Origin of the sequence: Novosphingobium resinovorum (assembly GCF_036352595.1) — a bacterium.
Classification (GTDB): domain Bacteria; phylum Pseudomonadota; class Alphaproteobacteria; order Sphingomonadales; family Sphingomonadaceae; genus Novosphingobium; species Novosphingobium resinovorum_B.
Genome location: NZ_JAZFAX010000007.1, coordinates 25511 through 42605, shown reverse-complemented (window position 1 = coordinate 42605; position 17095 = coordinate 25511). Strand labels below are relative to the sequence as shown.

At 66.8% G+C, this 17095-nt stretch carries 16 protein-coding genes and 1 tRNA gene; 11 read left to right on the top strand and 6 right to left on the bottom strand.

Going from position 1 to position 17095, the window contains the following annotated elements; all coding sequences use genetic code 11:
* Positions 1-151 precede the first annotated feature (151 nt).
* On the top strand, positions 152-1096 hold the full coding sequence (locus V2S85_RS08755) for a helix-turn-helix transcriptional regulator (RefSeq protein ID WP_330702486.1): 945 nt from the start codon (positions 152-154) through the stop codon (positions 1094-1096).
* Between the two features lie 94 nt (positions 1097-1190).
* On the opposite strand, the gene V2S85_RS08750 is transcribed toward V2S85_RS08755, so the two are convergent.
* Both V2S85_RS08750 and glpX read right to left on the bottom strand, forming a co-directional pair.
* Positions 1191-2126 carry a ribose-phosphate pyrophosphokinase gene (locus tag V2S85_RS08750; protein ID WP_330702485.1) on the bottom strand — a complete coding sequence of 312 codons (936 nt, stop codon included), beginning with the start codon at positions 2124-2126 and terminating at the stop codon, positions 1191-1193.
* 228 nt (positions 2127-2354) lie between these two features.
* On the bottom strand, positions 2355-3335 hold the full coding sequence (gene glpX / locus V2S85_RS08745) for a class II fructose-bisphosphatase (RefSeq protein WP_330702484.1): 981 nt from the start codon (positions 3333-3335) through the stop codon (positions 2355-2357).
* Between the two features lie 227 nt (positions 3336-3562).
* Between glpX and V2S85_RS08740 the strand changes: the two genes are divergently transcribed.
* Positions 3563-3850, top strand: coding sequence for a hypothetical protein (locus V2S85_RS08740; RefSeq protein ID WP_330702483.1), 288 nt, complete (start codon positions 3563-3565; stop codon positions 3848-3850).
* A 170-nt stretch (positions 3851-4020) separates the two neighbouring features.
* Here the strand turns inward: V2S85_RS08740 and V2S85_RS08735 are convergent, their stop codons facing one another.
* Positions 4021-5343, bottom strand: coding sequence for a homoserine dehydrogenase (locus V2S85_RS08735; RefSeq protein ID WP_330702482.1), 1323 nt, complete (start codon positions 5341-5343; stop codon positions 4021-4023).
* An 81-nt stretch (positions 5344-5424) separates the two neighbouring features.
* Positions 5425-6270, bottom strand: coding sequence for a hypothetical protein (locus tag V2S85_RS08730; RefSeq protein WP_330702481.1), 846 nt, complete (start codon positions 6268-6270; stop codon positions 5425-5427).
* 373 nt (positions 6271-6643) lie between these two features.
* Here V2S85_RS08730 and V2S85_RS08725 point away from each other — a divergent pair, with 373 nt between their 5' ends.
* The 4 genes from V2S85_RS08725 (at position 6644) to V2S85_RS08710 (ending at position 9282) form a co-directional block, all read left to right on the top strand.
* Positions 6644-7303 carry a TonB family protein gene (locus V2S85_RS08725; RefSeq protein WP_330702480.1) on the top strand — a complete coding sequence of 220 codons (660 nt, stop codon included), beginning with the start codon at positions 6644-6646 and terminating at the stop codon, positions 7301-7303.
* An 81-nt stretch (positions 7304-7384) separates the two neighbouring features.
* The gene (locus tag V2S85_RS08720) at positions 7385-8155 is read left to right on the top strand and encodes a MotA/TolQ/ExbB proton channel family protein (protein ID WP_330702479.1); all 771 of its coding nucleotides are present in this window, start codon (positions 7385-7387) and stop codon (positions 8153-8155) included.
* A gap of 132 nt (positions 8156-8287) precedes the next feature.
* Complete coding sequence (locus V2S85_RS08715) at positions 8288-8821, top strand: biopolymer transporter ExbD (protein WP_330702478.1); 534 nt, start codon at positions 8288-8290, stop codon at positions 8819-8821.
* Between the two features lie 26 nt (positions 8822-8847).
* Positions 8848-9282: a biopolymer transporter ExbD gene (locus tag V2S85_RS08710; protein WP_330702477.1), complete on the top strand. Its 435-nt coding sequence runs from the start codon at positions 8848-8850 to the stop codon at positions 9280-9282.
* A 235-nt stretch (positions 9283-9517) separates the two neighbouring features.
* Here the strand turns inward: V2S85_RS08710 and V2S85_RS08705 are convergent, their stop codons facing one another.
* On the bottom strand, positions 9518-10183 hold the full coding sequence (locus V2S85_RS08705; protein ID WP_330702476.1) for an RlmE family RNA methyltransferase: 666 nt from the start codon (positions 10181-10183) through the stop codon (positions 9518-9520).
* Complete coding sequence (locus V2S85_RS08700) at positions 10180-11532, bottom strand: Ppx/GppA phosphatase family protein (RefSeq protein ID WP_330702475.1); 1353 nt, start codon at positions 11530-11532, stop codon at positions 10180-10182. The genes V2S85_RS08705 and V2S85_RS08700 overlap by 4 nt, the downstream gene beginning before the upstream one ends.
* A 158-nt stretch (positions 11533-11690) precedes the next feature.
* On the opposite strand from V2S85_RS08700, the gene V2S85_RS08695 reads away from it, so the two are divergent.
* The 5 genes from V2S85_RS08695 to V2S85_RS08675 all read left to right on the top strand — a co-directional run bounded on the left by V2S85_RS08695 (position 11691) and on the right by V2S85_RS08675 (position 16995).
* A tRNA-Gln gene (locus V2S85_RS08695) sits at positions 11691-11764 on the top strand.
* 402 nt (positions 11765-12166) lie between these two features.
* Positions 12167-13747, top strand: a complete 1581-nt coding sequence (locus tag V2S85_RS08690) for a glycosyltransferase family 2 protein (protein ID WP_330702474.1) — start codon at positions 12167-12169, stop codon at positions 13745-13747.
* 12 nt (positions 13748-13759) lie between these two features.
* The gene (locus V2S85_RS08685) at positions 13760-14536 is read left to right on the top strand and encodes a DUF5672 family protein (protein WP_330702473.1); all 777 of its coding nucleotides are present in this window, start codon (positions 13760-13762) and stop codon (positions 14534-14536) included.
* A 132-nt stretch (positions 14537-14668) separates the two neighbouring features.
* Positions 14669-15580, top strand: a complete 912-nt coding sequence (locus tag V2S85_RS08680) for a LysR family transcriptional regulator (RefSeq protein ID WP_330702472.1) — start codon at positions 14669-14671, stop codon at positions 15578-15580.
* 161 nt (positions 15581-15741) lie between these two features.
* Positions 15742-16995 (top strand): MFS transporter, encoded by a 1254-nt coding sequence (locus V2S85_RS08675; protein WP_330702471.1) that lies wholly within the window; start codon positions 15742-15744, stop codon positions 16993-16995.
* The last annotated feature ends 100 nt before the right edge of the window (positions 16996-17095 follow it).

Here is a 17095-nt window from a genome sequence, read left to right as displayed (position 1 = left end):
CGGGGCGATGCGGTCAAGTTTCCTCGAATTCACAGGCCTACCTGCAAGAAAATACAAGGAGTCTAACAGGGCTTGTAGAAATTCGCGCATTGCCCCGGCCCTCCCGCGCATTTATCGCCTTTCGAGGGGTATCCTTTCAGTCAGAGTATCCATGCAGCGCAGGAACCGCCCGGCGGTCGATCCCACGATCGCGCCGCAACAGGGCATGACACGAGACGGGCAGCCATTGTCCTACAACCGCGCACCGGCGGCGGACCTTGCTCCGTGGCTGGGGCGGCTCTACGTCACCAAGGTCGCCATTCCCGAGGATTACGCGATCTCCTGCGGGCTGTTCAACGACACCGCCATGGTGCGCATCCAACTGGCCGGCGAATGGCAGGCCCAGACACAGGACGGCCCCGTGAGCACGCGCCGGGGTGCCTTCTTCTTCGGCCCGCAATCGCGGCACATGCCGGTTTCGGTGACCGGCAGCTTCATCAGCGTGGGCTACGCGATCCGCCCCGGCACCGGCACCTCGCTGCGCCTGCCGCGCGTGGGAGAGTTCGTCGACCGGGTCGTTCCCACCGACGTGATGACCGCGCCTTCGAACGAATTCCTCTCGGTGCTGGCCCCCGACGCCACGCCCGAGGAATGGCTGCTCGCGCTCGAGGGGCTGGTACGCACGCAAGTCGAGCGGCTGGGCGGCGCGCCACCCGATCCGGTGACGGTGCAGTTCGAGGAGATTTCCCTGCGCGACCCCGGCATTTCCGTCAGTGCCGCAGCCGCGGAGTGCGGGGTGGATCGCCGCAAGCTGGAACGCGTGGTCAGCCGCGATTTCGGCATGCCGCCCAAGCAGGTGCTGCGCCGCGCCCGCGCCCTCGACATGGCCAGCCACCTGCGCGGCGTCGCCGATACGGCGGAAGGGGAGGAGATGGCGCTGCGTTATTACGACGAGAGCCACCTGATCCACGAGTTCACCGACCTGTTCGGGATGTCGCCGCGTCAGTTCGTGGCCAATCCCCAGCCGATCCTGACGCTCGCGCTCGAATCGCGGCAGGCCCGGCGCCTGGAAGCGCTGCACCGGATCGAGCCGGGACAGAGCCGCCCCTGGGAATGAGGCCGCAGACATCATGGCGAGTGAAACGAAACGACCCGGAGCAGCGTGATGCCGCCCCGGGTCGTTTCGTTTCACCCGCTATGACGAAATCGGCTCAGTCGAACAGGCTCGACACCGAGCTTTCGTCGGCGATGCGGCGGATCGCCTCGCCGAGCAGCGGGGCGATCGGCAGGATGCGAATCTTGTCCGAAGCCTTGGCCGCATCGGTCGGCATGATCGAATCGGTGATGACCAGTTCCTTGAGCGCGGAGTTGGTCACGCGGCTCACCGCCGCGCCCGACAGGACGCCGTGGGTGATGTAGGCGGTGACGCTGGCCGCGCCCTCGTCCATCAGCGCCTGCGCGGCGTTGCACAGGGTGCCGCCCGAATCGATGATGTCGTCGATCAGGATGCAGGCGCGGCCCTTGACGTCGCCGATGATGTTCATGACTTCCGACTGGCCCGGACGGTCGCGACGCTTGTCGACGATCGACAGCGGCGCATTGTCGAGCCGCTTGGCGAGTGCGCGGGCGCGGACCACGCCGCCGACGTCGGGCGAGACCACCATCAGCGACTGGTCGCCGTAGCGGGCCTGGATGTCCGCCGCCATCACCGGGGCCGCGAACAGGTTGTCGGTCGGGATATCGAAGAAGCCCTGGATCTGTCCGGCGTGCAGATCGACCGAAAGGACGCGGTCGGCGCCGGCCTCGGTCATCAGGTTGGCGACCAGCTTGGCCGAGATCGGGGTACGCGGCCCCGGCTTGCGGTCCTGGCGGGCGTAGCCGAAATAGGGGACCACGGCCGTGATGCGCTTGGCCGAGGCGCGGCGCAGCGCGTCGATGCAGATCAGCAGTTCCATCAGGTTGTCGTTGACGGGGTAGCTGGTCGGCTGGACCACGAAGACGTCCTCGCCGCGCACGTTCTCGTGGATCTCCACGAAGATCTCCTCGTCCGCGAAGCGGCGGACGGCGGCGTCGGTGAGCGGCAGTTCGAGATAGCCTGCGATCGCGCGTGCGAGCGGCAGGTTGCTGTTGCCGGACATGATCTTCATTTGCGAATCCCCGTGACGGTTCCTGGCGGTCGGTCGTTGGGACCGGCCCTGTAGCCGGGTGTCGCCGGATTGCAATAGTGGCACTGGGGTTTTCGTCATCCATCATCCCGGATTCGATCCGCGATGACGCGCCTGCGACCCGCCCCGGCCACTGCGCTGCCTGCCAACGAAAAGGCCGCCCCCGGTCCAACCGGAGGCGGCCTTTTCGAACTCAGCCCGAGGGCCGGATCAGAGGCGGTGCTCGCCCTTGATCCAGCGCACGGTGCCCGAGCTGGCGCGCATCACCACGCTCTCGGTGGTCATCACGCCGCCCTTGCGACGCTTGACGCCGTCGAGCAGCGAACCGCTGGTCACGCCGGTGGCCGCGAAGATGCAGTCGCCCTTGGCCAGTTCTTCCAGCTTGTAGATCTTGTCGAGGTCGGTGATGCCCCACTTGCGGGCGCGGGCGCGCTCGTCGTCGTTGCGGAACAGCAGGCGGCCGTTGAACTGGCCACCGACGCAGCGCAGCGCGGCTGCGGCGAGGACGCCTTCCGGCGCACCGCCCGAACCCATGTAGAGGTCGATCGTGGTGTCCTCGTCGGTCACCGCGATCACGCCGGCGACGTCACCGTCACCGATCAGCACGACGCCGCAGCCGATCGCGCGCAGTTCGGCGATCAGCGCCTCGTGGCGGGGACGGTCGAGCACGCAGACGATGATGTCTTCCGGCTTCACGCCCTTGGCGGCGGCGACCGCCTCGACGTTCTGGGTCGGCGTCCTGGCAAGGTCGATCACGCCGTCCGGATAGCCCGGGCCGACCGCGATCTTGTCCATGTAGACGTCGGGCGCGTTGAGCAGGCCGCCTTCCTCGGCGGCGGCGAGCACCGCCAGCGAGTTCGGGCCGGCCTTCGCGGTGATGGTGGTGCCTTCCAGCGGATCGAGCGCGATGTCGATCTTGGGGCCCTTGCCGGGCGCGCCGCCGACCTTCTCGCCGATGAACAGCATCGGCGCTTCGTCGCGCTCGCCTTCGCCGATAACGACGGTGCCGTCGATGTAGAGGCCGTCAAAGGCCTTGCGCATCGCTTCGACTGCTGCATGATCGGCAGCCTTCTCGTCTCCGCGTCCAATGAGGGTGGATGCAGCGATCGCGGCGGCCTCGGTGACACGCACCATTTCGAGGACCAGGACGCGATCGAGTACGTGACTTGCGGGTGTCGTGTTTTCGGGCATGTTCACTCCGGAGTAATTCCAGGGAGGAAAAAGAGGTTTGATCCGCTTAGACAGAGGATTTTGAATTGTCGAGAAGCTGGCGTTACCTTTTCGCACTTGCAATAATCGCGCCCGCCCCGGCGATTGCTCAGGAGGCCTCCGATGGTGACCGTGCGATAGCCGAGAAGATGTTGGGCGCCGGTGGCCGAATCACGAAGGATACTTCGCGCAACGCCTGTCTGCGCACGATGAAGCAGGGGGAAATCGTGGTCTGCGCCCCCACCCCCGACGAATACCGCGTCCCCTCCACCGCCGACGACGACCCCACCGGCGCCGGGGCCAGGGATGGCCGGCTGGATCCGCCGGACATTGCCGGCAAGGGGATTTTCCGGGGCAAGCCGACGATGAGCGGCATGTGCCTGATCCCGCCCTGCCCGCCCGAGCAGCCCTACCTTATAGACCTGTCCTCGATTCCCGAAGCTCCCGCCGGTTCGGACGCGGACAAGATCGCCAGGGGCGAACTGCGCGCGCCTTAGGGCGCGATGACTTTTATCCGTGGATCGTCATCGCTCCCAATGACGAATGGAGAGGCCGAATAGTGGTCCGCCCCCCCGTCATCGCGCTCTGCAATCATGCCTGATTGAGCCCATCGTCATCCCCGCGAAGGCGGGAATGACGATGCCGCAGCCAGACCGGGGCCCGAAACTCAGGCCCCCAGAATCTGCATCACCAGCGGCTTGGCGGTCAGGCTGTCCGACCCGTCGAGGATGCGCATCGCCTCGGTCACGGCGCTCTCCGGCCCCGGATGAGTCACTACGGCCAGGATCACCTCGCCGTCCTGGTCGGGATCGCCCTTCTGGATCAGGCTTTCGATCGAGACCCCGGCGTCGCGCATGGCGGCGGTGATGTCGGCCAGCACGCCCGGACGGTCGGGCACGGTGAAGCGGATATAGGCGCTGCCGACGCGGTGCCCGGTCTCGGCCGGTTCCATCGCCTCAAGCTCGCCGGCGGGCATCGAGAACGCCGCACCCTTCTCGCCGCGCGCGATGTCGATGATGTCGGCGACGACGGCGCTGGCGGTCGGACCGTCACCGGCGCCCGCGCCCTGGAACAGCAGGCGGCCCATGAAGTTGCCTTCCGCCACGACCGCGTTGGTCGCCCCGTCGACATGGGCCAGCGGATGATCGATCGGGACGAGGTGCGGGCGCACGCGCTGGAACAGGCGGGGCGCGCCGCCCGCTCCGTTGGCCTGCGCGTTGTCCACGCCGGCCGTGCCGATCAGCCGGATCACATAGCCGAGCGAGCGGGCCTGCTCGATGTCGGCGGCCTTGACGCGGCTGATCCCCATCGTCTCCACCGCGTCGAAGCGCAACTGCGATCCGAAGGCGATCGCCGCCAGGATCGACAGCTTGTGCGCGGCATCGATGCCCTCGATGTCGAAGGTCGGGTCGGCCTCCGCATAGCCCAGCTTCTGCGCGTCGGCGAGGACGTCGGCGAAGTCGGCTCCGGTGTCCTCCATGGTCGAGAGGATGTAGTTGCAGGTGCCGTTGAGGATGCCATAGACGCGCTCGATGGCATTGGCGGCGGCGCCTTCGGACAGGCCCTTGATGACCGGGATGCCGCCCGCGACGGCCGCCTCGAATTTGAGCGCCACGCCTTTTGCTTCGGCGGCCGCGGCGAGTTCGAGACCGTGGTGGGCGATCATCGCCTTGTTGGCGGTGACCAGGCCCTTGCCCCCGGCGATGGCGTTGCGCGCCAGCGAAAGCGCGGGACCGTCAGAGCCGCCGACCATCTCCACCACCACGTCGATGTCGTCGCGCGCGGCAAGGGCGGCGGTGTCGTCCACCCAGTCGTAGCCCGAGAGGTCGACGCCGCGATCCTTGGTACGGTCGCGCGCGCTGACGGCGGCGATGCGGATCGGCCGGCCGGCGCGGCGGGCGATCAGCGCCGCGTTGGTCTCGATGAGGCGCACGACGCCCCCTCCGACGGTTCCCAGTCCGGCAAGCGCAATATTCAGCGGTTCGGCCATGTCAGCTCCTTTTCGGGAGCGGGCCCTAAGGCAGGCGGGTTGGAATTTCCAGTCGATACGTCGCCGGCGGGACGCCGCGCGTCACTTGAGCGTGCGCGCGCAGGGTCCGAGTTGCGCCAAGACCGTGCGATAGTCCGCCAGCGCCTGCTGCTGCTCGCCGAAAGTGCCCGAGACATTGGCGGCAGCCGGCGGCGTACGGGGCAGGAAGCAGGCGAGGCGATACCATTCGAGCGTGTCGGGCGCGGGCGGATGGCTGGTGTCGGCGACCAGTTCCGAGAACGAGACACCCCAGATGGGCGCCTGCCCCTGCTCATGCCGCACGGTGATCGAGGCCGCGGAATTGTCGTGGGTGTTGAGGAATATCTGCGTCTCGCCCTGCCCGGCCAGAGTGCCCGGAACGAACAGCAATTCGCGCACGCCGGTAATCCTGGCCGGGGCGTCCGGCGCCACCAGAGCCTGCAGGATCGAGCGCAGCCGCGCCTCGCGCGCGGGATTCCAGAGCTGCTGTGCGGTCGGCCAGACCAGCTGCAGTTCGCCCGGACGACCGGGCACCGCGCGCGCGAACAGGAAGACGTCCTGCTTCTTGAGCTTGGGCGCCTTGCCCTTGGCGTCGAGCGGCAGATCGACGAGATAGCGCACCGATTCGCCGATCGGCGTCTTGCCGGTCAGCAGCGCCCTGGTCTTCGCTTCCATGTAGAAACGGCCATGACCCGGGGCGAGGCCACGGGCACGCTCGTTCTCCACGCGGGTCATCTTGGCGATCTGCACCTGCACGACCACGCCTGCCGAATCGGCAAGATCGGCGATGTCGGCATAAGTGACCTCGCCGGGGGTTTCGAGAATGCCCTGGGCACTGGCCGCAACCGGCGCCAGCGCGAGATAGGCACCCGCCAGGGCCACTGCAAGAGGGCGCGCTTTCAATGACATTGACGAGAATCTCCGTGGAAATGCGAAGGCTTATAGCCGCTGTGCGGCCCGAACTCAAAATTGGACTGGATCAATGTGCCCTAAGCGGGCATGAATCGCGCGTTAACCCCCGCCGGGCCGATAAGGCGTTGCGTGGGGTGGGCTTCGACGTTAAGAAGCCAGCAAAATGGGGCAAAAATATCAAAAGCCCCTCGGTTCGCCTCCCGTTTGATACGTTTCGTATTGTTCACGGACAGGCATACTGTTAGCCGTCAGGGTGGGTAATTTGAGTTTCGTCATGGGTTCCCTCTTCCGGGGGGGAGTCCATGGGCGCCTTTGGACATGTCTTTTTTGGACCTCTGTCCGGGGCTTGGTAATGGAGTGATGCGTCTGAATGGCTTACGCTGACCAGCAGATGAGCACCAACAAGGTTGTTGCTCTTGTCATTGTCGCCTTGATCCATGTCTTCGTCGGCTATGCGCTTGTCACCGGCCTGGCCTATGAGGCGGCGAAGAAGGTCATCAACAAGGTGACCACCGTGGACATCAAGGAAGATAAACCGAAGGAGGAAGAGCCACCGCCGCCTCCTCCGAAGGAAGATACGCCGCCGCCGCCCATCGTGGCGCCGCCGCCGCCGATCAACATCGCCCCGGCCCCGCCGCCGGTGCAGACCGTGATCACCCCGCCCCCGGCTCCGCCGGTGGTGATCCAGACCGCAGCGCCGCCGGCTCCGCCGCCGCCGCCTCCCGGTCCGTCGAAGGCCCGCGGCGTCAAGCCGAAGGGTCAGGCCGGCTGGGCCGGTCGCATCCAGTCGAACTATCCGACCCGCGCCGCTCGTGAAGAGCGTGAAGGCCGCGTCGGCGTTCGCGTCACCGTCGGTGGCGACGGCAAGGTCAGCGCGTGCTCGGTCTCGAGCTCGAGCGGCAGCCCGGACCTCGACGAAGCGGCTTGCGACGGTATGCAGCGCTACGCGCGCTTCGACCCGGCGCTGGACGATGCGGGCAACCCCGTTTCGTCGTCGTATTCGACCGCGATCGTCTACAAGCTCAACTGATCTCCAAGGGATCGGCCTGGTCCTTGGGTAATTCGACCGGTGGCCGATCACATCCTGCATTCTTCTTGAGAGGTATATCGCATGCTTATCGTTGACATCCTTGCCGCTGCCGGTGAAGCCGCGCCGCAGAACAAGTTCGGCTTCGCCGAAGCTCTGAAGCAGGGCGGTTTCATCGCCTACGCAACCGTCATCATCCTGGGCATCATGTCCTTCGGTTCGTTCTACATCCTCTTCACCAAGTGGTTCGAACAGTCGAAGATCCTGCGCCAGTTCAACACCATCCGCTCGACCTTCTGGAAGGCTCCGACCCTGCGTGAGGGCGCTGCCAAGCTGGAAAAGAACAGCGCATGGCGCCAGCTCGTCGAGGACGGCATCTCGGCTGAAGAGCAGCACGCGAAGATGACCGACTCGCTCGAAGCGCACGACTGGCTGCACGGTTCGCTCGCCCGTTCGGAAGCGACCATCAACGCTCGCCTCTCGGGCGGCCTGCCGTTCCTCGCCACCGTCGGTGCGACCTCGCCGTTCATCGGTCTGTTCGGTACCGTCGTCGGCATCTACCGCGCCCTGATCGCCATCGGCCTCGCCGGTTCGGCTTCGATCGACAAGGTCGCGGGTCCGGTCGGTGAAGCTCTGATCATGACCGCACTGGGTCTGCTCGTCGCCGTTCCGGCCGTGCTTGCCTACAACTACCTGCAGTCGCGCAACAAGCGTATCGCCGAACTGCTGACCGGCTTCTCGAACGACGTTCTCGCGAACATCAACTCGAAGGGCGCCGTGAAGCCCGCCACTGCGGCTCCGGCCAAGGTCGCTCCGGCCGCCGCCAAGCCGGCTGCCGCTCCCGCCAAGCCGTAAGAGCACGGGGATACATGCGGACCGGCATACCTCGCCCGGTCCGCCCCCGTCGGGGTCACTGAAGGCGACGGTCCCGAAGCATGCGAATGGCCGTCGCCGGCCCCCAGGCAACGCAAGGATTAGGATAAGACTATGGCGATATCCACGGGCGGAGGCGGTGCAGAGACACCGATGTCCGACATCAACACGACGCCGCTCGTCGACGTCATGCTGGTGCTGCTCATCATCTTCCTGATCGCGGTCCCGGTCGCGATCCAGACGATCGAGAAGCTGCGCATCCCCGTCATCGTAGCCCAGGAGTCGAAGGACAAGGTGGAGAACCTCCTCCTGACCGTCTCGACCACCGACGCTTCCGGCAAGAGCGCCGGCGAGCCCGGTTTCCAGGGTGCGAACCGCGGCGGTGAATGCCGCATCTACATCAACAACGTGACGCCGGTGACTTCCGAGGAACTGCGCGACCAGGCCTTCAAGCGTCTCGATGCGATCGTGAAGCGCGAAGGTGGCCCGCAGGCCCTCATGGCCAATCCGGACCTCATCCCGCAGGTTCACATCCGCGGTGACGTAGAGTCGCCCTGGCGCTGCGTCGCGGGTGCGATCTACAACGTTCAGATTTCGGGTTATCCGACGGTTGGCTTCATCACCAACCCCATCGACCCGAACGGCTGACGCGCGGGAAACAGGAGTAACATCTCATGGCAATGTCAGCTGGCAAATCTGATGGCGAGCCGATGATGGAGATGAACACGACGCCGTTGATCGACGTCATGCTCTGCCTCCTCATCATGTTCATCATGTCCATCCCGGTGGCGACGCACTCGATCGATATCGATCTGCCCGTCGCCAGCCCCCCGACGCCGAACCAACCGATCATCGATCCCGTCAAGAACAAGATCGTGCTGACCCAGGACAGCAAGATCATGTGGAACGGCACCCAGATCGACCAGAGCCGGCTCGTCCAGTCGCTCGAGGCGACGACCCGTATGGACCCCGAGCCGGAACTCCAGTTCCAGCCCGAGCCGGAAGCCAGCTATGAGCTGTCGGCGCAGGTTCTCCAGGTCATCAAGGCCTCGGCCGTCACGAAGTTCGGCTTCGTCGGCAACGAACAGTTCGCGACCTTCGGCAAGTAAGCCAAAGGTTCGAAGGCTGGTCCCGCAAGGGACACCCGAAAGGGGCGGAGAAATCCGCCCCTTTTTCTTTGCCCGGTCCGGCTCGCGCAGGGGCGACAAGGATGCAGGCGTCGCGGCCCCCTCCCCGAGACAAGCTCGGGAAGGAAACCATCGACGTTGACCGCCCAACGGCGGGATTACACTTGGGGAAAATCCCAGCCGCGGGAAAATCTCACCCGACTGGCTGCATCCGGCGTCAATCGCGGCCCTTGAAGCCCTTGGCGATGACGTACCATTCCGAGGAATCCTTGCGGCTGGCAGGCGGTTTGGCATGCTTGACGCTCGTGAAGTGCTTCTTGAGCAGGCCGAGCAGCTGCGTGTCGGTCCCTCCGGCCAGCACTTTGGCCACGAACGTCCCACCGGGCGCGAGATACTGGATGGCAAAGTCTGCCGCCGTCTCGACCAGCCCCATGGTGCGCAAGTGATCGGTCTGCTTGTGACCGACGGTGTTCGCCGCCATGTCCGACAGGACCAGGTCGGGCGCGCCGTCCAGCGCGCCTTCCAGCGCCGCCGGGGCCTCGTCGGCCATGAAGTCCATCTCGAAGATGGTCACGCCCTCGATCGGGTCGGTAGGCAGCAGGTCGATGCCGACGATCTTCGCCTTGGGTCGCTTGAGACGCAGCACCTGGCTCCAGCCGCCCGGCGCGATGCCGAGATCGACGGCGCGCTCGACGCCCTTGAACAGTTCGAACTTCTCGTCGAGTTCCAGCAGCTTGTAGGCCGCGCGGCTGCGATAGCCGTCGGCCTTGGCCTTCTTCACGTAAGGGTCGTTGAGCTGGCGCGTCAGCCAGCGCGCCGAACTGGTCGAGCGCTTCTTGGCGGTCTTCAGGCGCTCGCCCGGATCGCGGCCGGAACGGCTCATCGGGCGTGGACTGCGTTGCGTATGGTATTGCTCATGTTTCGTATTCCAGATGCTGGGCCCGGCGCATGCGAGGCGATCAGGCTGCGCAGGATGCCTTCGCGGATACCACGGTCGGCGACGCCGAGGCGCGCGGCGGGCCAGAGGTCGAGGATCGCCTCGAGGATGGCGCAGCCGGCGACCACGAGGTCGGCCCGCTCGCGCCCGATGCAGTTGAGTTCGCGCCGTTCCTCGATCGCCATCGAGGACAGCCGGGTGCTGATGCCGCGCATCGATTCGGCCGGCACGATCAGCCCGTCGACCATGCGCCTGTCGTACTGCGGCAGTTCCAGGTGGAGACTGGCGAGCGTGGTGACGGTGCCGCTGGTGCCGAGCAGGCGCAGCGGTCCTTCCTGGCTGGCACTCGCGCGCGCGGGAGCGACCCGCTTGGAGAAGGCGGCGAAACTGTCGGCGACCAGGCCATGCATGTGGCGGTAGCGATCGAGGCGCTCCTCGCGCGTTGCGCCTTCGGGACCGCAACTCTCGGTAAGCGAGACGACACCCCAGGGCACCGACTGCCAGTCGAGAATGCGCGGCACCGTGCCGGTACTCTCGATCAGGACGAGTTCGGTCGAGCCGCCGCCGATGTCGAAGATCATCGCCGGGCCCAGCCCGTCCTCGAGCAGCACATGGCACCCCAGCACCGCCAGGCGCGCTTCCTCGCGCGCGGAGATGATGTCGAGGTGGATACCGGTCTCCTGCCGCACGCGCTCGATGAACTCGGGCCCGTTGGTGGCACGGCGGCACGCCTCGGTCGCCACCGAGCGGGCAAGATAAACGTTTCGACGCATGAGCTTGTCCGCGCAGACCTTGAGGGCGGAGAGCGTGCGCTCCATCGCCGCATCGGACAGCCGGCCCGACTGGGCGATCCCTTCCCCCAGCCGCACGACACGGCTGAAGGCGTCGATCACCGTGAAGTTCTCACCCGAGGGGCGTGCGATCAGCAGGCGGCAGTTGTTGGTGCCCAGATCGATCGCGGCATAGGCCTGACGCCCGCTGCCCGAAGGTGCGAGCACACCCGACGCCGTTTCCCCCTGAGAGGGAGCCTTGCGGACCGGTTGCACGGGGGCCGCAGGATGCGGGCCGAATGGTGTGTCTACGCGCGGCGCCGTGCCAGCCTCGGGCTTTGCGGTCGCGCCCTTCCGGCGCGCCTTTCCCTTGGCTTTCTTGCCGGAAGGCTTGGGGTTCGATGGGGGTGCGGACGACGTCTTCGCCCTGCCCCCTCGTCCCTTGCGCCGCCGCGACGGACGACCCGGCGCTTCGGCTTTTCCCGACATTTCGACTTTGGCAACCGGCGGATCGTGGTCCGCCATGATCTTGATACTCGTTCTAACTAATGTCTTCCCGCCTTACGGACGGGCACCTGGCGCCGATGCTAACGCCCTGCGGCCAAACGAGCAAGGGCCGCGCATTTTGATGAATCAACCCGCTTGACCCGAATCACGACCAACGCTAGTGGGGCGCCTCCCGATGCCCCGTCGTCTAATGGTAAGACTACGGATTCTGATTCCGTCTATCGAGGTTCGAATCCTCGCGGGGCATCCAGTCGCTTCATGGTCTTCCTGCCTCGCAAGGCTTGCCTCAGGCTTCCGCCGGGGTTTTGGAACATCCGGCGAAAACTTCCGTCATCGCTATCCGTTTTTTCGCAGGTGATCGATCGGGTCTTGCCATCCTCGCCGATGGCTTCGCTCGTGCGCGCTGAGTACGATGGCGCGGCGCCTGTGCCCGGTCAGTACCATGCCTACCCGATAGCCGGATGGTATCCGCGAGGACGTGCGGTCACGGCTCGATGGGGCAGCCGAGCAGTGACCTCAATCCCGGCTTTCCGCTTGGCCACCTGCCGGCAACCGACTATCGCCAGCCGTGATGCCTGCGATGCACCTCCGACTTCCGGCCCAGTCCGATGCCCCGGCCCGATCCCAAGCTCCAGGTGGCCGTGCATGGCTGATGCTAAGCGTTCACCTGCATGCGCTGTGCCGCATGCCGCGCGCCTACCTGACGGCGGCATGGTGGCGTCTGTGTGGCAAGCGGGTGCGGGCCCGGGCGCAGTTCGCACCGCTGCTGGCGATCTCCCCGCAGGCCTATCGCCTGTGGCTGCACGGCGAGAAGCCGATCGCAACGGGCAGCGAAGACGGCCCGCCGATCGTCGCGCTTGTCCATGCCGGGGAATGCGGAGAGGACGCACTGGAGGCAACCTTGCGCAGCCTCGCCCGCGAAGGCATTGCCATGCTGGTGTCAGGCACGCCGGACGGCGCCGACTTCGCCGAGGCGGCGCGCCGCATCGACTGGAGCGGCCGCCCCTGGATCATGCCGCTCGCTGCCGGAGACGTGCTGGCACCCGGCGCCGCTGCCGCCTATCGTCGCGCCGCCGCGTCCGCGTCCGCCCAGGCGTGCATCGTCTATGCCGATGACGATCTCGTGGACGGCACAGGGCAGCGCTGCTCGCCGCACTTCAAGCCGGAATGGAATGCCGAGCTTTTTCGCCATTTCGATTTTCTCACCGGCGCCTGCATCGTGCGCGCGGATGAAGGTCGGCTGGCCGCCGCATCGGGTCCGGACCGCGCCGCGCATCTCGTTGCCACGATGGTTCAAGATGGCGAGACGGCCGGGAAGGAGGGCCTGCCGATCCATCTGCCATACGTCCTCCACCATCGCCACGCCCGGCGCGCACCGGTCGTTCCCGCAGCACCGGTGAGCGGAGGCCGCTTGCCGCCCGTCACCGTCATCGTACCCACGCGCAACCGGGTCGATCTGCTGCGGCCCTGCATGGAAGGGCTGGCGCGGACGGACTATCCCGACATGGACGTGATCGTCGTCGACAACGGCAGCGACGATCCCGCGACGCTGGCCTTCCTCGATGCGCTCGACCCCGCGCGTCACACGGTGCTGCGGGCACCAGGGCCGTTCAACTTCTCGGCGCTCAACAACCTTGCGGCCAGGCAAGCGCGCGGGGAACTTCTGTGCCTGCTCAACAACGACATCGAAGTGCGGGCACCTGACTGGCTGGCGATCATGGCCCGCCATGCGCTGCGCGAAGAGGTCGGCGCCGTGGGCGCGCGCCTGCTCTATCCCGATGGACGCATCCAGCATGCCGGCGTGGTGCTGGGCGTGGGCGGCGGAGCGGCCCATGCCCACCGGTTGCTGCACCCCGACGATGAGGGCTATTTCCGCCGCCATGCGCTGCCACAGTTCGTCTCGGCCGTGACCGCGGCCTGCCTCGTCGTGCAGCGCACGCGCTTCGAGGCGGTGGGCGGGCTGGACGAAGCGAACTTCGCGGTGGCCTTCAACGACGTGGACTTGTGCATGCGGCTGAATGCACGCGGGTGGCAATCGCTCTACGAACCCCGGGCGACGCTGGTGCATCACGAATCCGTCTCACGCGGGTTCGATCGCGATCCCGCAGGCGCCGCGCGCCTTGCGGGCGAACTGGCCGCACTGAAGGCCCGGTGGAGCACCGACGAAAGAGTGGACCCCTATCATCACCCGCAGCTCAGCCGGTTCAGCGAGCGTTTCGCGGTGCAGCTTTAGGCGCTGACGGCGATGACCACGGACCCAGGCTCGGAAACCCGGCTCGCGCTGCCTCAGGTGACGCTCTGCGCGGTGACTTCGGTGAACGTCGCGGCCACCCTGCGCGCGCTGGAGACGAGCCTGCAGCAGATCGACTTCGCTGCCTGCAAGCTCCTGACCGACGCATCCGTCCTGCCCCGCCATCCGCAAATCGAGATCGTCCCGATCCGACGGATCGGATCGTCGGCGGCCTATTCGGACTTCCTGCTGGCGGAGCATGTCGAAACCTCGCATTGCCTCGTGGCGCAGTGGGACGGGCACGTTCTCGACGCGGGGCGCTGGCGGCCACAATTCCTCGACTACGACTACATCGGCGCCAGCTGGCCCCAGTTCGGCGATGGCCACGACGTCGGAAACGGTGGCTTTTCCCTACGCAGTCGGCGGCTGATGGAGGCCTGCCGCATGCCGCAGTTCACACCGCTCCATCCCGAGGACGTCGCCATCGGCCGCGCCAATCGCGGCTGGCTGGAACAGCAGGGCCTGCGCTTCGCCCCGCGCGACCTCGCCGACATCTTCGCCGCCGAGCGGGCAGGCGATGTCGGCACGGCCTTTGGCTATCACGGCGTCTTCAACATGCCCCGCGCGATCGGCGTCGATCGCTTCTGGGCAGTGTACCGCGAGCTTGACTCTCTGGGGACGATCCGGCCCGATTTCGGCTCCTTGCTCTGGGCGGTGGGCCGCAGGCGCCATGGCGTGCGCCGGGCCCTGCGCATGATCGCCGACCGCGCACGGCTGGCACGGCGCACATAACCGACGGGAAGGCGCCAGGCAGACGCTCTGCCAGACAAGCCGGCAGCCTTGGCAGAGTCGCGCGGGCAACGTTTTGTAAGGATTGAAATCTGGCCGAGATACATGGCATTTGCTAATGCGACGCCCTCGCATATGATCCCGACTCTCTCCCCCAACCTGCTGCTGGTCCTGGCAATGCTGCTCAAGACCAAGAGCGTGAGCAGCACCGCGCTGATGCTGGGCATCAGCCAGCCGAGCGTCAGCCGCTCGCTGGGGAAGCTGCGCGACGCGCTGAACGACCCGCTGCTGGTGCGCTCGGGCGGAGGCATGATCCGCACGCGGCGCGGGGACGATCTGGTGGGGCGGCTCGCAGACTGGGTCGCCGATACCTCCAGCCTGCTGGTCGAACCGACTTTCGATCCCGCTGAGGTCGAGCGCCGCTTCCGGATCGCCTCCACCGACTTCGGCGTGCTTTCGGTGATCATTCCGGCATTGCCGCTGCTGCGCAGGATCGCGCCGGGCATCGCCATCGACGTGCTGCCGCTGGGCCATGCGACGCACCGTGCGCTGGCGCAGGGCGACATCGACATCGCGATCTCGGGGCTGGAGCATGATCCCGCACAGCTCCACCGGCTGCACCTGTTTCGCGATCACTTCGTCTGCGTCACCCGCCCCGGCCACCCGCTCGCCGGTGCCGGCGAGGTGTCGACCGAGGCTTTCCTCGATCACGAGCACCTGGGCCTGACGGTGAGCGATGCCGAACTCGACCGTGTGACCACGCTGCTCGGCACGGGCAGCCGCCGGGTGGCCGCGAGCGTGCCCTATTTCGGGCTCGCCCCGGACCTGCTGCTGGCCGGCGATCTCGTCATGGCCGTGCCTTCGCGCCTGATCGAGGCAAGTGCACGCGCCGACGAACTCGCCACCCGCCCCGCTCCCGCCGCGCTGGGCTATCTCGATTACTGGCTGCTCTGGCACGAACGCAGCCACCGCGACCCCGCCGCAGACTGGCTGCGCGATCGCCTGCTGGAAAGCTGCGCCCCGGCGCTGGCGATCGCCGCCGAATGATCGCCATCCAATAGTGAAACTTGGCTCCGGCCCGCGTCCGGATGGGCGTCACGCCCGGTTCCGAGGCCCGGTTCTGATGGAGATCCGAAAGGATACCATCCCTCTCGTCATCGGCGTTCTCACCCGCTAGGGGAGAACGCCGAGCGAGGGGAACCCACCGAATGAACGTCTACCGCCAGAACGCCCGCGTGCTGACCGCCAGCCTGGTGGGCACCGCGGTCGAGTTCTACGACTTCTACATCTACGCGACCGCCGCGGCGCTGGTCTTCGGACCGCTGTTCTTCCCGGCCGAGTCCGCCACCGTCCAGCACCTCGCGGCTTACGCCAGCTTCGCCATCGCCTTCATCGCGAGGCCGGTGGGCGCGACGCTGTTCGGGCACTTCGGCGACCGGGTGGGGCGCAAGTCCACCCTCGTCGCCTCGCTGCTGCTGATGGGCGGCGCCACCGTGCTGATCGGCGTGCTGCCGACTTACGAAAGCGCCGGCTGGCTCGCCCCCGCGCTGCTGTGCCTGATGCGCTTCTGCCAGGGCCTGGGCCTTGGCGGCGAGTGGGGCGGCGCGGCGCTGCTGGCGGTGGAGAGCGCCCCCAAGGGCTACGAGGCGCGCTTCGGCATGTTCCCGCAGCTCGGCGCGCCGGTCGGCTTCTTCGCCGCCAACGGCCTGTTCCTCGTGATCAGTTCCGTTCTGAGCGACGCGCAGTTCGCCGCCTGGGGCTGGCGCATCCCCTTCCTGCTGAGCGCGGTGCTGGTCGGCCTCGGCCTGTGGATCCGCTTCCGCCTGTCCGAAAGCCCGGTGTTCAAGCTGGAGGACGACCACCACCGCGCCATTCCCATCGTCGAGCTGTTCCGCACGCACTTGCGCGAAACGGTCGCGGGGACGTTCGCGGTGATCGCCTGCTTCGCGCTCTACTACCTCGCGACGACGTTCGCGCTCGGCTACGGCACCGGCACGCTGGGCTATGGCCGCCAGCAGTTCCTGGGCGTGCAGCTCTTCGCGATCCTGTTCATGGCGGTGGGCATCGTCGTCGCCGGCTATGCGGCGGACAAGCGCTCCTCGCGCTCGGTGCTGATGTTCGGGTGCTTCTGCGCGGTGGTGCTGGGGACGGTGATGGGGCTGATGTTCTCGGCCGGATCGCTGTTCGTGATCGGCGTGTTCCTGTGCATCGCGCTGTTCACGATGGGCCTCGTCTATGGCCCGATCGCCGAACTGCTGCCCCGGCTGTTCAAGGCGCGGGTGCGCTATACCGGTGCCTCGATCGCGTTCAACGTGGGCGGCATCGTCGGCGGCGGCTTCGCGCCCGCCGTGGCGCAGGGGCTGGCCGACAGCGGCGGCGTGCTGTTCGTGGGGCTCTACATCTCGGGCGCGGCGCTGCTCAGCCTGTTCGGGCTGATGGCGGTGCGCGCCGAGCGGGTGTGATCTGCATCCCTCCCCGAGCTTGCCTCGGGGAGGTGGCAGCCCGTCAGGGCTGACGGAGGGGGAATTTCCCGCCTCCTCCCCCTCCACCACCACCTGCGGT